The 14,662-nt window shown below is 69.3% G+C and carries 11 protein-coding genes; 5 read left to right on the forward strand and 6 right to left on the reverse strand.

Annotation, left to right across the window (positions count from 1 at the left end; genetic code table 11):
- Window positions 1–25 precede the first annotated feature (25 nt).
- Window positions 26–3,547, reverse strand: a complete 3,522-nt coding sequence (locus BLU77_RS12995) for a bifunctional proline dehydrogenase/L-glutamate gamma-semialdehyde dehydrogenase (RefSeq protein WP_089773550.1) — start codon at window positions 3,545–3,547, stop codon at window positions 26–28.
- 81 nt (window positions 3,548–3,628) lie between these two features.
- On the opposite strand from BLU77_RS12995, the gene BLU77_RS13000 reads away from it, so the two are divergent.
- On the forward strand, window positions 3,629–4,528 hold the full coding sequence (locus BLU77_RS13000) for a LysR family transcriptional regulator (RefSeq protein WP_089773551.1): 900 nt from the start codon (window positions 3,629–3,631) through the stop codon (window positions 4,526–4,528).
- 102 nt (window positions 4,529–4,630) lie between these two features.
- Window positions 4,631–5,092, forward strand: a complete 462-nt coding sequence (locus tag BLU77_RS13005) for a methylglyoxal synthase (RefSeq protein ID WP_089773552.1) — start codon at window positions 4,631–4,633, stop codon at window positions 5,090–5,092.
- Between the two features lie 4 nt (window positions 5,093–5,096).
- Here BLU77_RS13005 and BLU77_RS13010 read toward each other — a convergent pair whose 3' ends face one another.
- The 5 genes from BLU77_RS13010 to BLU77_RS13030 form a co-directional block, all read right to left on the reverse strand.
- Window positions 5,097–5,345: a helix-turn-helix domain-containing protein gene (locus tag BLU77_RS13010; RefSeq protein ID WP_089773553.1), complete on the reverse strand. Its 249-nt coding sequence runs from the start codon at window positions 5,343–5,345 to the stop codon at window positions 5,097–5,099.
- A gap of 161 nt (window positions 5,346–5,506) precedes the next feature.
- Complete coding sequence (locus tag BLU77_RS13015) at window positions 5,507–6,397, reverse strand: carbohydrate ABC transporter permease (RefSeq protein WP_089773554.1); 891 nt, start codon at window positions 6,395–6,397, stop codon at window positions 5,507–5,509.
- A complete protein-coding gene (locus BLU77_RS13020) occupies window positions 6,394–7,341 on the reverse strand; it encodes a carbohydrate ABC transporter permease (RefSeq protein ID WP_245708850.1) in 948 nt (315 codons plus the stop codon). The genes BLU77_RS13015 and BLU77_RS13020 overlap by 4 nt, the downstream gene beginning before the upstream one ends.
- Window positions 7,342–7,346: 5 nt before the next feature.
- Window positions 7,347–8,654: an ABC transporter substrate-binding protein gene (locus BLU77_RS13025; RefSeq protein ID WP_175477094.1), complete on the reverse strand. Its 1,308-nt coding sequence runs from the start codon at window positions 8,652–8,654 to the stop codon at window positions 7,347–7,349.
- Entirely contained in the window at window positions 8,651–9,937 is a 1,287-nt protein-coding gene (locus tag BLU77_RS13030; RefSeq protein ID WP_089773556.1) for an aminotransferase class V-fold PLP-dependent enzyme, read from the reverse strand. Before BLU77_RS13030 ends, BLU77_RS13025 begins: the two co-directional genes overlap by 4 nt.
- Before the next feature lie 141 nt (window positions 9,938–10,078).
- Between BLU77_RS13030 and BLU77_RS13035 the strand changes: the two genes are divergently transcribed.
- The 3 genes from BLU77_RS13035 (at window position 10,079) to BLU77_RS13045 (ending at window position 14,621) form a co-directional block, all read left to right on the forward strand.
- Window positions 10,079–10,774: a FadR/GntR family transcriptional regulator gene (locus BLU77_RS13035; protein ID WP_089773557.1), complete on the forward strand. Its 696-nt coding sequence runs from the start codon at window positions 10,079–10,081 to the stop codon at window positions 10,772–10,774.
- 145 nt (window positions 10,775–10,919) lie between these two features.
- Entirely contained in the window at window positions 10,920–11,720 is an 801-nt protein-coding gene (locus BLU77_RS13040) for a CPBP family intramembrane glutamic endopeptidase (protein ID WP_089773558.1), read from the forward strand.
- Between the two features lie 186 nt (window positions 11,721–11,906).
- Complete coding sequence (locus BLU77_RS13045; protein WP_139177764.1) at window positions 11,907–14,621, forward strand: lysylphosphatidylglycerol synthase transmembrane domain-containing protein; 2,715 nt, start codon at window positions 11,907–11,909, stop codon at window positions 14,619–14,621.
- Window positions 14,622–14,662 lie beyond the last annotated feature (41 nt).

The following is a 14,662-nucleotide window of genomic DNA, read 5'->3' on the forward strand; positions in this document are numbered from 1 at the left end:
TCGTCCTTTCTCGATTGTTGTGAGACTACGCGCTCCGCGCAGTCACCGCCGGAATGTCGTAGCGACGGATGGTGCCGAAGCGATGAGCGGTGACGGATACCGCCTGCTCCTTCAGGAACGTCAGGAGCTCGATCCGACCCGCGGCGACGACCTCGTGGGTGTACAGCGCCACGGCTGGCGATCCCTGGGTGAGGGCAGCCAGCTCGGCGGCGGAACCGCCGATCAGGCGGACCCTCCCGCCTGTCTCGGCGAGGCGATGGGCTCGCGCGGCCCACGCTGCGCCGTCCTCGATGTGCAGGTCGGCGACGGTTGCCACGTAGTCAGCGAGCCGACGCGGCAGCGCACCGGCGACGCTGACCGTGAGAGCAGCGCCGGCTCGTGCCCCAGCTGCCACCACGCGGATCAGCGCCACGTCTCGTTCACCCTCGAAGCGCACAGTGACCTCGTCCGGGTGGTAGCGGAAGGCGTTGTGCTCACTGTCGAGCCCGGTGGCGTCGCGCACGATGCCGAACTCGCCGGCCCAGGCCGCCTCGTCGGTGGCGAGAGCGCCCGCGAGCCAGTCACGATCGGCGCCCGGGAGGTCGTGGGCAGCGTGTATAGCGCGGCGGCTGACAGTGTCGTCGCTGTCGGTTGCCCCGGAGACGGACACCGGAGCGTCGGTCCAGGTGCCGAACCCGGTGAGGTAGTTCGGTCCTCCTGCCTTCGTGCCGGCGCCGACCGAGGCCTTCTTCCAGCCGCCGAACGGCTGGCGCTGCACGATCGCACCGGTGATGCCGCGGTTGACGTAGAGGTTGCCGGCCTCGACGCTCGCCATCCAGGTGGCGATCTCTGCCTCATCGAGGGAGTGCAGGCCGCTGGTGAGGCCGTACTCGATGCGGTTGACCAGCTCGATGGCCTCGGTGAGCGTGTCCGCCGTCATGATGCCCAGGACCGGGCCGAAGTACTCGGTGAGATGGAACTGCGACCCCGGCCGGACGCCGTCACGGATCCCTGGGCGCCACAGCGTGCCGGCCTCGTCGAGCTGTTCCGGCTCCACGAGCCAGCTCTGCCCCGGCTCGAGCGTGGTGAGCGCGTCCAGCAGCTTTCCCTCGGCCGGGCCGATGATCGGGCCGATCTGGGTCTGCTCGTCCCAGGGCTGCCCCACCGGCATCGACGTGACCGCATCGACGAGCTGGCGGCGGAACCGGTCGGACGTGGCCGCCGATCCCACGAGGATGACCAGCGAGGCGGCCGAGCACTTCTGCCCGGCGTGGCCGAAAGCCGAGGTGGCGACGTCACGCGCGGCGAGGTCGAAGTCGGCGCTCGGGGTGACGATGAGAGCATTCTTGCCGCTCGTCTCCGCCAGCAACGGCAGGTCGGAGCGGATCTCGCGGAACCGCTCCGCAGTCTCATACCCACCGGTGAGGATCACCCGGTCGACCGACTCGTGGCCGATCAGCTGGGTGCCGAGCTCACCTTCGGAGAGCTGGACGTGGCGCAGCACCTCGCGCGGGACGCCCGCTTCCCACAGCGCCTCCACCATCACCGCACCCGAGCGCCGCGCCTGCGGGGCCGGTTTGATGATCACGGAGGATCCGGCCGCGAGCGCCGCCAGCGTGGAGCCGGCGGGAATGGCGACCGGGAAGTTCCATGGGGGCGTGACGACGGTCAGCCGGTCAGGGGTGAAGCTCGCCCCGTCCACGTGGTCCAGCTCGCGGCCACGCTCGGCGTAGTAGTGGGCGAAGTCGATGGCCTCGCTGACCTCAGGGTCGCCCTGGGCGAGCACCTTGCCGCACTCGGCGCCCATCACCTCGAGCAGGTCGGCACGGCGGGCCTGCAGCACCTCGCCGGCGCGGTGCAGGATCTCGGCGCGGCGGTCCGCCCCGAGGTCTCGCCAGGCCCCATTGGCGGCGACGGCACCGTCGATGACCTCCTGCAGCTGGGCAAGGGTGTCGATCTGGGACGCGTCGACGGTGTCGAGACCGAGCGTGCTGCCGGCCATCTGAGCGCGGATCCGATCCCCCCACGCCCGGTTCGCCGCGATGGCGGGGTCGGTGTCCGGGGTGTTCTGGAAACCCTGCAGCCGTGCTGGTGGTTGCGGCCGGCTGCGGTCCTGGTTGCGGTGGGGCTCAGGGACCTCGGTGGGGATCGTGGCGATGGAGTCGAGGAAGCGCTGCTTCTCCCGGTCGAACAGGGCAGCGGTGTTCAGGTCGAACACGGCCGACATGAAGTTCTCGGTCGAGGCGCCCTCTTCGAGGCGGCGGACCAGATAGGCGATGGCGACGTCGAACTCGCTCGGGTGCACCACCGGGGTGTAGAGCAGCAGAGCGCCCACGTCCTCGCGGACCGCCGCCGCCTGAGCGGTGGCCATCCCGAGCAGCATCTCGAACTCGACACCGTCGGTGACGCCGCGGCGCTGGGCGAGCAGCCAGGCGAGGGCGATGTCGAAGAGGTTGTGCCCGGCCAGGCCGATGCGCACGGCTCGGATGCGCTCCGGGTGCAGGGCGTAGTCGAGCACGGCCTTGTAGGAGGAGTCCGATTCCTGCTTGCTGCCCCAGGTGGCCAGCGGCCAGCCATGGCTCTCCGCGTCCACGTGCTCCATCGGCAGGTTGGCACCCTTGACCACGCGCACCTTGATCGGCGCACCGCCGCGAGCGACCCGCTCGGCGGCCCACTCCTGGAGCCGCATCATCACGCCAAGGGCGTCAGGCAGGTAGGCCTGCAGGACGATGCCGGCTTCGACGTCGTGAAACTCCTCGTTGTTGAGGAGGGTGGTGAACACGGCCTCGGTGAGGTCGAGGTCCTTGTACTCCTCCATGTCGAGGTTGATGAACTTCCCGCCCGACTCCTTGGCCTGCCGGAACAGCGGGCTGAGGGAGTCGACCGCGTGGGCGACGGCGTCGTCGAACGACCACGGGCTGTGCGGGGCGACCGTGGAGGAGACCTTGATGGAGACGTAGTCGACATCGTCGCGGGCGAGCAGCCGCGCGGTGCCGGCCACCCGACGGCTGGCTTCGGCGTCACCGAGGATCGCCTCGCCGAGGAGGTTGATGTTGAGGCGGATACCGCGGTCGGCATCGCGCAGCGTCTCGATGGAACGGCCGAGCTTCTGGTCGGTGGCATCGACGATGAGGTGGCGCACCATGCGGCGCAGCACCGACCGCGCAGCCGGGACGACCACCCCGGGGAGCACCCGGCTGGCGAGACCACCGGCGCGGATCGCAGTGCGCAGGTGCCACGGGAGCAGGCGGGGCGTCAGCGGGACGAGCTCGCGCAGGGCCCGAGCAGCCACGGCGGTGTCCTCCGGGCGGATGACGCTGTCGACGAAGCCGAGGGTGAACGCGAGACCGTTCTCGTCACGCAGGATGGCGGCGAGGCGCTGCGCGGCAGGATCGACGGGGTGATGCTGGCTGGCCTCCAGCCATCGGCGCACCTGGGCGATGGCGTCCTGTGCGAGGGCGTCGTCGATCGCCACCGTCGGTTCCGTCGTCACGCCCACCAGCTCTCCTCCACACGTCGTTCGGTGCGCTGACGCGATCGGCGGGGCCGGACGGGTCGAGCGCAGCATCGCCCAGTGTGGGGCTCATGACCTGTGATGAAAAGTGATAGTTTCAGAACAAATCTGTTCGTATCTATCGAAAGGTTTCCGGTGTGGGACTCCGGGCGGCTGCGTCTGCTGCGTGAGTTGCAGTTGCGAGGGACGGTCACCGCCGTGGCCGAGACGCTCAACTTCAGCATCTCGACGGTCTCGCACCAGCTCGCCCGACTGGAGCGCGAGGTGGGCGAACAACTGCTCGAACCGGACGGCCGCCGCGTGCGACTGACTCCCCAGGGAAGGTTGGTCGCCGAGCACGCCGCGCGGATGTTGGATGCGGAAGAGGCGACCCGGGGTGCTCTGGAAGCGTTCGAGCCGGGGCCCGAGACGGTCCGGGTGGCGTCCCTGGAGACCGCAGCGCGAGCTCTCCTGCCGCGGGCTCTCGACGCGCTGGCGGTGTCCCGCCCGAATCTCCGGGTCGAAGTGGCCGTGGTGCCACCGGAGGAGGGCTTGTTCGAGCTGGAAGCGCGCCGGTTCGACCTGACGATCGCCGAGGAGTATCCGGGCTCGACGCGTCAGCTGCGACCCGGGCTCGACCGGGTCACGCTGGGGACAGACCCGGTGCGCCTGTGCGCGGCGGCCGCCACGACGGCTCAATCCCTGCGCGAGATGGCCGACGAACCCTGGGTGATGGAACCGCCGGGCGCGATCGTGCGGGACTGGGGCATCCAGCAGTGCCGTGCCGCGGGGATCGAGCCGGACATTCGCTACGAGGCGACCGACCTCACCGTGCACATCCGGCTGATCTCGGCCGGTCACGCCGTCGGGATCCTGCCCGACCTGGTGTGGGCGGGCTATACCGCCGAGCTCGCACTGATCGACCTTCCCGGCAGCCCTCATCGGGAGCTGTTCACCTCGGCACGCCCTGTCTCCCGCAGCCGTCCCGCGGTACAGGCAGTCCACGAGGCCCTGGCGGGAGCGCTGCGCTCGCCCGTGGCGCACCCGGCACCCTGATGCCCCGGCGCCAGCGACAGGGATGACACACCGAGCCCTGCGGCGGACAATGGCTTCATCCACGCCCGATGGTGCGGATGCTGCCGAGCCTCGGAGGCCAGCATGAGGACACCCCATACCCGGCGCCACATCGCTCTCGTCGCGCACGACAGCATGAAGGTCGACCTGCTGCGATGGGCTGAGTACAACCGGGACACGCTCGCCGAGCATGTCCTGTACGCCACCGGCACCACCGGCACGATGCTCGAGTACGAGCTCGGCCTACCGGTACATCGGTTCCTCTCCGGCCCCGTCGGCGGGGATCAGCAGATCGGCGCGAAGATCGCGGAGGGGGAGATCACCATGCTGGTGTTCTTCTGGGACCCGTTGGAGGCTCAGCCGCACGATCCGGACGTGAAGGCGCTTTTGCGGATCGGCGCCGTGTGGAACGTGCCGATGGCCTGCAACGTGGCCTCGGCCGACTTGATGATCTCCTCGCCACTGCTGGACAGCGACTACGTGCACCAGCGCCCGGACCTGACCCCGCGCACCTGGGACGAGTCCTCGGAGCACTCGCCCGCCTGACCGGTCAGCGCGAGCGCTTCTCGAACCGGGAACCGCCGTACTTCTTGTGCACCGCCTGCTTCGAGACGCCCAGCAACGTGGCGATCTCGGCCCAGGTGAGCCCCTGTGCACGGGCCCGGCGCACCAGCACGGCCTCACGCCGATCTGCTTCCTGACGCAGTCGGACCAGCGCATCCAGACCTCGGTACAGATCGCCGTCGTCGTCGGCTGCCTGGGCGAGCGCGCTCATCGAGACCACCTCCTCATCGACCATGGCGTCAACCTACATTGACTGCGGCTCGCCGTCAATGCTAGTTGACGCCGAGGCGCCGGCCCACCCACTCACCGGGGGTGAAGTTGACGCCGGTTATCGGCACATCATCGACGTCAACGTCACCCCCGGCGGTGCTGGGGTCGGTGCTGGCCGGGCAGGCCTCAGCCCTTCACAGCCCCCGCCGTCAGGCCCTGCACGATCCACTTGCTCGCCAGCGCGAACATCACCATGGTCGGCAGGATCGTCAGCACCGCCGCCGCCGACATCGACCCCCAGTCGATGTTGAACGTGGAGATGAAGCCGTTCAGCGCCGCCGGCACGGTGCGGTTCGACTCCGAGTGCATCAACACCACGGAGAGGAACAGCTCGTTCCAGGAGTTCACGAAGTTGAAGATGAACGCCGCAATGATGCCCGGCGTCATCACCGGAACGATCACCCGGAACAGTGCCCCCAGCCGGGAGCAGCCGTCGATCATCGCCGCCTCCTCGAGGGCGTCCGGAACATTCTGGAAGAACCCGCGCAGCATGATCGTGGAGAACGGGATGCTGATCGCCACGTACACCAGCACCAGGCCGAACTTCCGGTCCACCAGCCCGATATCGGACATCATCGAGTACAGCGGTCCCAGTGCGATGAACGCGGGGATCATCTGGGTGAGCAGGAACGCGATCAGCACCGCACCCTTGGAGCGGAAGTGGAACCGTGCCAGCACGTAGGCGCTGAGCAGCGCGATCAGCGTGGCGGTGGCCCCAGCGGTGGTGGCGACGATCGCCGAGTTCCCCAGGAACACCCCGAAGTTGCTCTGCTCGAACAGGCTCCGGTAGTTGTCCAGGGAGGGCTCGCCCGGCCAGTACTCCAACGGGAACCGGCTGATCGTCCCCGGCGCCTTGAAGGACGTGATGGCGATCCAGTACAGCGGGAACAGGGTGATCAGCAGCCACAGCCCGAGCCCGGCCACACGCAGCACACTGCCGACCGTGACGCGCCGCTGCTCCGGCCTGGCGACGCCGGACCCGGTGGCCGTTGGCGCGGAGGTGAGGGTCGCCGTCATGACTGGTCCGCCTTCCGGATGGCCAGTAGATAGAAGGCACAGAAGACGAGCAGGAAGCCCACCACGCACAGCCCGATCGCGCTGGCCAGGCCGTAGTTGCCCTGCTGGGTGTAGTTGATCATCCAGGTGGTGATGATGTGCGTGCGATTCGCGGGCCCACCCCCGGTCATCGCATAGATGATGTCCGGGAAGTTGAAGATCCAGATGATCCGCAGCAGCACGGTGAGCAGCAGGGTCATCGCGATCGTCGGGATGATGATCGAGAAGAGCGTGCGGGCCTTGCCCGCACCGTCGATGCTGGCGGCCTCGAGCATCTCGTCCGGCACGGACTGCAGCGCGGCCAGGATCATGATCGCGAAGAACGTCACGCCGTACCAGATGTTCGCCACGATCACCGCGATCATCGCCAGGGTGGGGTCGGCGAGCCACGGGATCGGGGCGTCGATCACACCCAGCTTGCCGAGCAGGTCGTTCACCACGCCGAACTCGGCGTTGAACATCCACCGGAACAGCATCCCGATGAGGAACCCCGAGACGGCCCACGGGAAGAACACCAGCGCCTGGTAGAGCCCGCGGAACCGGAACCGCTTGCGCAGAGCCAGCGCCAGGCCGAACCCGATGAGGAACTGCGGCACCAGGGAGCCGATCACCCACAGCACGGAGTTGCGCAGCACGGTGGGGAACACCGGGTCAGACAGGATGGTCCGGAAGTTGTCCAGGCCCACGAAGGGCGTGGAGGTCAGGTCCCAGAGGTTCCAGTCGTGGAACGCCATCGTCGCGCCGCGGAGCATCGGGTAGTAGGTGAACCAGCCCACGAAGACGATCGCCGGGGCCAGGAAGGCGAGGATCGTCAGCGCGTGCCGGGCCCGGAACGGCACCTGGCGGCGGCTCCCCGGAGCCCCGCCGCCCGTTGCGGCGGGGCCCCGTTGAGAGGTGGTGGTCACGCCGGTCACTCCGAGGCGTACTTCTCGGTCCAGAACTCGTCCCAGGAGGTGAGCAGCTCTTCGTGTGTCATCTCCCCGAGCAGCACGCTCTGGATCTCCTGGTCCGACTTCTGGATCCACTCGGTCCACCAGCTCACGTCACGCGGCTGCGTGACGTTGACGTAGGTGTCCGGGTTCTCGGTCATGGTCACGTAGCTGGTCCACGGGCCCTCGGAGTAGAACGGGTCGTCCGCGGCGGACGCGATCGGCGGCACCAGGCTGTTCGCCTGCGCGAACTCGGTGGCCGGCCCTTCCGAGGCCAGGAACTGCACCAGGGCCAGCGCCTCCTCGTGGTGCTCGCTGAACTCCGTCACGCCCCAGCCGGCCACCGCCAGCGGTTGAGCCGCGCGCCCGGTCGGGCCCACCAGCAACGGCGCCGTGCCCCACTGGTCCTCGCTGAGGGTGTCCGACCCCTGGATGGTGGCGATCACCTCGGGGTCCTGCAGCAGGAAGGCGGTGGAGCCGTTGTTGAAACCCTCCACCATCTCGGGGTAGCCCCAGGAGACCGCGGACGGCGGTGACGCCTCCTCGAAGAGCGCGAAGTAGGTCTCCAGCGCGTCCCGGGCCTCCGGGGCAGCAAAGATCGTGGAGCCGTCGTTCATCAGGAAGGCGTTCTCGGTGTCGAGTTCGTCGATCACGTACGCCTCGATCGCGGCGACCACATTGCTGTTGGCGTTCTGACCGCCGCGGAAGGCGTACCCGTAGGTGTTGCTGGACGGGTCCTGGATCGCCGACGCCTGTTCGAGCAGGTCCTCCCAGCTGGACGGCGGCCCGTCGAACCCGGCCTCGTCCACCAGATCGCTGCGATAGAAGAGGGACAGACCGTAGAACCCGTACGGGAGGAAGTAGCTCGCGCCGTCGCCTTCTGCCACCGTGCGCGCATTGTCGGTGAGATCGTCCCACCCGTCCCAGGACTCCAGCTCACCGCTCATGTCATAGAGCCAGCCGTTGTTGGAGAACGGGCCCACGGTGATGTCCCGGACCTCGAGCACGTCCACGCCGGAGCCGGACTGCAGCATCTGCTGGATGGTCTGGTCCGCCTGCTCGGTGGGCGGAGAGACGAGCTCGACCTGGATATCGGGGTTCTCCGCCTCGAAGTCGTCGAGCAGACCGCGGATCAGCGTGGTGCGGTCCGGGTTCGTCAGGGACTCCACCATCTGCAGGGTCACTTGGCCGTCGGAGTCACCGGAGTCGTCGGAGCCTCCCGAGCAGGCCGCCAGGGCAAGCATGGAAAGCCCAGCTGTCGCGGCGACGGCGGAACGCAGGTATCTCATGAGTCCTCTCCTTCGAGGGTGTGGGGGTCGAAATGGGACGGGTTGTGGGCGGGCGTGGGCAGCGAGGCTGCCCCGCACGCCTCGAGCACGAGGGGGAGCGCTCGCTCGACAAAGCGGTGGAAGTCGGCTTCTTCGTTGTACAGGTGCGCCGAGAGACGCAGGTAGGGCCGTGACCGGAAGGTGGTGAACGCAGCCTCCACACCGGCCTCGGAGAAGAGCACGTCGCGCAGACCGTCGGCCGCCTCCCGACTTTCGGCGAGGCTGTCCGGCATCCGTACCAGCCGCATTGACGGCACTGGGGCGGTGAGGTCGACCACGGGTTCCTCCTCGAGGTACGGCGCGATCGCCTCCCCGATGATCGCGGCGCCGCGGTCGACGAGCTCGGCCATCGTCTCGCGGGCGGCCGCCCATCGGTACTCCCGCTCCACCCAGGCGATCGCACGGGGTGCGGCGAGGTAGCTGGTGGCGTCCAGCGTGCCCTGGGTGTCGAAGCGTGCCGGGAACGGCTCCGCCGCCCCCCAGGAGTCGATCAGCGGCCACAGTTCGTCCCGGTCGTCGGCGGCGCTCACCAGCACGGCCGCGCCACGGGGGGCGCACGGCCACTTGTGCAGGTTGCCGAACCACCAGTCGGGCTGCCCACAGCGGGCAGGTGCCTCGATCAGGCCGGGGGCATGGGCGCCGTCGACGAGCACCCGCACCCCGGACCGGTGCGCCTGCGCGGTGATCTGCGCCACCGGGAAGCGACGTGCGGTGGGTGAGGTGATCTGGTCCACCACGATGAGCCGGGCGCGGTCGGTCGTGGCTGCGGCGAACCGGGCGAGCACTTCCTCGTCCCCGGCCAGCAGCGGGATCTCGACCGTGCGCACGTGCGCACCGAAGCGGCGGGCCAGGCGATGCGCGCCCATCGTGATGGCTCCGTAGCCATGGTCGGTCACGAGGATCTCGTCGCCGGCAGCGAGGCGAAGGCTGTTGTAGACGACGGTCGCAGCGGCCGAGGCGTTCGGCACGAATGCCAGGTCCTCGGCGCGGGCGCCGATGAAGGGGGCGATCTCGCCGCGCGCTGCAGCCACGTGTTCCGGCACGCTCGGGAACCAGCCGACCGGGTTGCGGTCTGCTGCGGCGCGCAGCGAGTCCTGGTACTGCACGACTTCGCTGGGGACCGCACCGAACGAGCCGTGGTTGAGGTGCACCACGGCCGGGTCGAGCGGCCAGGCATCCCGCGCCCGATCATGGTGGCGCAGGCGCACGGCGGCGACGCCCGCCTGGCGCACCGACTGCTGCATCACTCGTCTCCCGACCCTCATGTTGTCCGATGACTATCGCTGTAGTGGCCCATCGATCCGGGTCATCACACCACTTTTCGCATCAGTTGTCGAACAACTCTCATGGCATCCTGGGGTGAACGAAAGAGGAAGGGGCACCGTATGCGTGCACTCGAGACGGCACTGGACGGGCTCCGGACGCTGATCGCCGGCGGGGACCTGCAGCCGCAGGAACGCCTGCCCAGCGAGTCCGAGCTCTGCGAGCGGTTCGGGGTCTCCCGCGGGTCGCTCCGCGAGGCGATCCGGATGCTCTCCGCGCTCGGGGTGCTCGACACCCGGCACGGCTCGGGCACCTACGTCGGCGATCTGCGCGCCGCCCCGATCCTGGACAACCTCTCGCTCACCGTGGGGCTGCTGCCGCTGGACTCGCTCCTGGAACTGACCGAGCTACGCCGAGCCCTCGAGTCGCACGCGGCGTCACTGGCGGCGGCGCGGATCGACGATGCCACGCTGGCCGAGCTCGGCGGGCTGCTCGACCAGCTCGAGGCCACCACCGACGACGCGGAACAGTCCCGCCTCGATCACGAGTTCCACATGCGCATCGTGGAGGTCGGCGCGAACGCGGCCTTCGCTGCGATGGTGGCGGTGCTGCGGTCCCGCTCTCGTGCCTACCGCCTGTTCACCACCGAGGACGGTGCCGCGGTGAAACAACTCTCCGACGCCGGGCACCGCGCGATCTGGCACGGCCTGCGGACCAGGGACCCCCTCGCGGCCTCCGCCGCTGCGGCCGCTCACGTCGCGCAGACCGAGGCCTGGTTGCGCAAGCACCGGCCCCCCGCCGTCGTGAATCATCCGTGAACACCGACAGCATGCTCGCCGGGGGTGAGGTTGACGTCGGTTATCGGCGCATCACCGACGTCAACCTCACCCCCGGTGGGAGGGGGAGCGGTCCAGGCCGGCAGGGACGCGCCCCACTCGAGCTCGACCGCGCCACACTAGGGGCATGGACATTGCACAGGCCCCCGCGCCGAGCGCCCGGGCGTGGTCCCGGAGGCTGACCGCCGAGATCTGGATCGTGCTCGGCCTCAGCCTGGGCAAGTCCGCCGTCTACGCCGTGGTGGCCATCATCGCCGCCCTCACTCGCGGCCCGCTCGGTGAGCAGACCACGGCGCTGAACACCTCCCAGTCGCCACGGCCGTACCTGGACCTCACCTACCAGGTGCTCTCGGTGTCGTTCGCGCTGGTCCCGGTGGCCCTGGTGCTGTACCTGCTCAGCGATTCCGGCCGCAGCGCGTTCCGGCGGATCGGGCTCGACCTGCGCCGTCCGGTCCGCGATCTCGGCTGGGGACTCGGGCTCGGCGCCCTGATCGGGATCCCCGGGCTCGGGCTGTACCTGGCCGGCCGCGCCCTCGGGATCACCGTGGCCGTGCAGGCCTCCGGGCTCGACCCGTACTGGTGGACGGTGCCGGTGCTGCTCCTGGCCGCGCTGAAGAACGCCCTCGTGGAGGAGGTGATCGTGGTCGGCTACCTGATCGAACGCCTCGGCGAGAAGCGCTGGGGGATCCCTGCGATCGTGGCCGCCTCGGCGCTCCTGCGCGGCGCCTATCACCTCTATCAGGGCTGGGGTCCGTTCGCTGCGAACGCGATCATGGGGGTGATCTTCGCGCTGTTCTACCTCTCCCGGTTCGGCCGACGGCGGGTGATGCCGCTGGTGGTGGCCCATACCGCGCTCGACGTGGCCGCCTTCGTGGGCTATCAGTACCTGCCGGAGGAGTGGCTGATGGCGCTCGGCGTGGACGTCTGAGGGCCACATCTGAGGACGCCGCCTGACCCACCTTCGGATGATCGACATACCACCGGCGATGGTTCATCTGCCGACGCTGTGTCAGACAAGCGACCAGGGATGGTGAGGCCCGTCACACAGCACACCACGGCCCGGGGAGCGGAAATGAGCCAGGGAGTGACGCACCCCTCACCTACCATCGAGACCATGGCTGGCCAGACCTCTGACACGCCGGCGCCGCCCCACGGCCCGGTGCGCTCGGTCTCGCTGCTGGATGTGCCACTCACCCGGGTGCGCCGACCGGTGGACCTGGTGCTGATGCTCGCCACGCTCGCCACGATCGTGGTGGTGCTCGCGCTCTCCGTGTACGCCTACGGCACCACCACCGGCGTCACCCGGGACGTGCAATCGGTGTTCTCCCAGGTGGTGCGCAACGTCCTGCTGGTGCCGGTGAACGCGATCGAGGGCTTCCTCACCCTGATCCTGCCGATGGTGGTGATCGTGAACCAGATCGTTCGCCGCCAGCCCCGCAACATCCTGGACGCGCTCGCTGCCGCGTTCGCGGCAGTGCTGGCGACGGCGGGGGCCAGCTGGCTGCTGGAGTCGTACGCACCCGAGGAGGTGCTGAGGGCGCTGCGCCTGTTCGACTCAGGCGAGTGGGTGATGACGGTGACGCCGATGGTGGCCGGCCTGGCCGCCTTCCTCACCGCGATCGGAACGCGGTCCCGACGGCGTCTGGTGGCGATCTCCTGGAACCTGCTGTGGATCGTGCTGGTGGTCTCGGTCATCGCCGGTGAGTCGACGCTGGTGGGTGCCCTGGTCTCGGTGCTCCTGGGCCGCGCGGTCGGGCTCGGCATGCGCTACGCCTCCGGGGTGCGCAGCGAGCGTGCCCATGGGCACACCCTGGTGGAAGGGATCCGCCGAGCCGGGGTGGACGCCGTGAGTGTGATCCGGATCGGCGACACCACGGATTCGGCCGCGCTGCCGCGGGAGACGGTCACCATCGCCACCCCGATCGGCTACGTCCCCGAGGCGCTCACGGCCAATCGCGCGGCCGCCGCCCGAGTCGCAGCAGCCGAGGCGGCCGCTCGCGAGTCCGAGACGGCCAACCCAGCAGACTCGGACGGCACCGCAGCTCCCGTGGAGCCGGCGGCAGCGACGCCACTCTCCGGCACGGTTGCCCCCGGTACGGCGAACGATCCACCCGTCGTGCCCGACCATGTCCAGGACTCGGCCACCGTCGCCACCGAGCGCGAGGGCGCGAACCGGGTCTACGCCGTCACCGACACCTCAGGCGTGCGATGGGACGCGGTCGTGCTGGACGCCGACCGGCAGGTGATCGGCTGGATGAACGCCGTGATCGCCACCCTCGCCCGCCGGGGACTGGATCGTCGCGCCACCGTCTCGCTGCGCCAGTCCGCTGAGCGTGCCTCCTTGATGTACTACGCGGCCGCGGCAGCAGGCGTGAACTGCCCCCGCCTGCAGGGGATCGCCGAGGCCGGCGCCTCGGTGCTGCTGCTCGGTGAGCACGTGCCGGGCGCCCGCCAGCTCTCCGACGTGGACACCGACGTCATCACCGATGAGGTGATGTTGAACGCCTGGGAGCAGCTCGGGCGGGCGCACCGCGCCGGCCTGGCGCACCGCAACATCTCCGCCGACACCGTTCACGTGGTCACCAGCGGGGAGAACGCCGGTGAGGTGTGGCTGAACGGGTGGGAAGAGGGCGAGATCGCCTCCGGCTCGCTGGCGCGACGGGTGGACCTCGCCCAGCTGCTCACCCTGTTCACCCTCCGGGTGGGCGCGCGGCGAGCGGTGGCCGCCGCCTCACGGGCCCTCTCGATCACCCGCCTGGGTGAGATCGCCCCGTTGCTGCAGCCGATCGCGTTGCCGGCACAGACCCGCGCGGAGGCTCGCGCTGCGAAGGAGCAGATGGCCGAGCTGCGCGCCCACCTGGTGGAGTTCATCCCCACCACCGGCGAGGTGCAGCCGATCCAGCTGGCCCGCTTCACCGCCCGGACCGTGATCACGCTCACCGTGGCGGTGGTGGCCGGGTGGGTGGTGCTCACGACGCTGAACTTCGAGCAGATCGCCGACGTGGTGGCCGACGCCAACCCGGCGTGGATGATCGTCGCCTTCGGTCTCGGTCTGCTCACCTACCTGGGCTCGGCGATGGGACTGGTGGCACTCTCGCCCGACCGGCTCGGCCTGTGGCGCACCATCCTGGTCCAGGTGGCAGCCTCGGTGATCACCCTGGTGGCTCCTGCCGGCGTGGGGCCTGCGGCGCTGAACCTGCGCTTCATGCAGAAGCGCGGGGTGCAGACCCCGGTGGCCCTGGCCACGGTGGCGTTGCTGCAGGTCTCCCAGTTCGTCACCACGGTGCTGCTGCTGCTCGCCATCGCCCTGCTCACGGGCAGTTCCAGCGCCCTGCAGCAACTCCCGTCCGGAGCAGTGCTGGTGGTGCTCGGTGTGATCCTGGTGCTGGCCGGCGCCGTGTTCGCCATCGGCTCGTTGCGCCGATGGGTGATCGCGAAGACCAAGCCGACACTGCAGCAGGTGTGGCCACGGTTGGTCTGGGTGATCGGGCAACCGCACCGGATCGCGATGGCGATCGGAGGCAACCTGATCATGACGATGGGCTTCCTGGCCGCATTCGGCGCAGCGCTCGCCGCATTCGGGCAGTCCCTGCCGCTGACGTCGCTGGCGATCGTGTTCCTCACCGGTACTGCGGTCGGTTCCGCGATCCCCACCCCGGGCGGCATCGGTACCGTCGAGTTCGCACTCTCCACCGGTCTGCGCACCGCCGGTATCGCGACTGCCGCAGCGGCCTCAGCGGCTGTGCTGTTCCGGGTCCTGACGTTCTGGATCCGCGTTCCGCTGGGCTGGTGGGCGCTGCGGTATCTGCAGCGTCGAGACATGTTGTGAGCGGTAAGGTGGACCGCGCAAGCGGAGATGACGACGGACTC

The organism is Ruania alba, assembly GCF_900105765.1.
Classification (GTDB): Bacteria; Actinomycetota; Actinomycetes; order Actinomycetales; family Beutenbergiaceae; genus Ruania; species Ruania alba.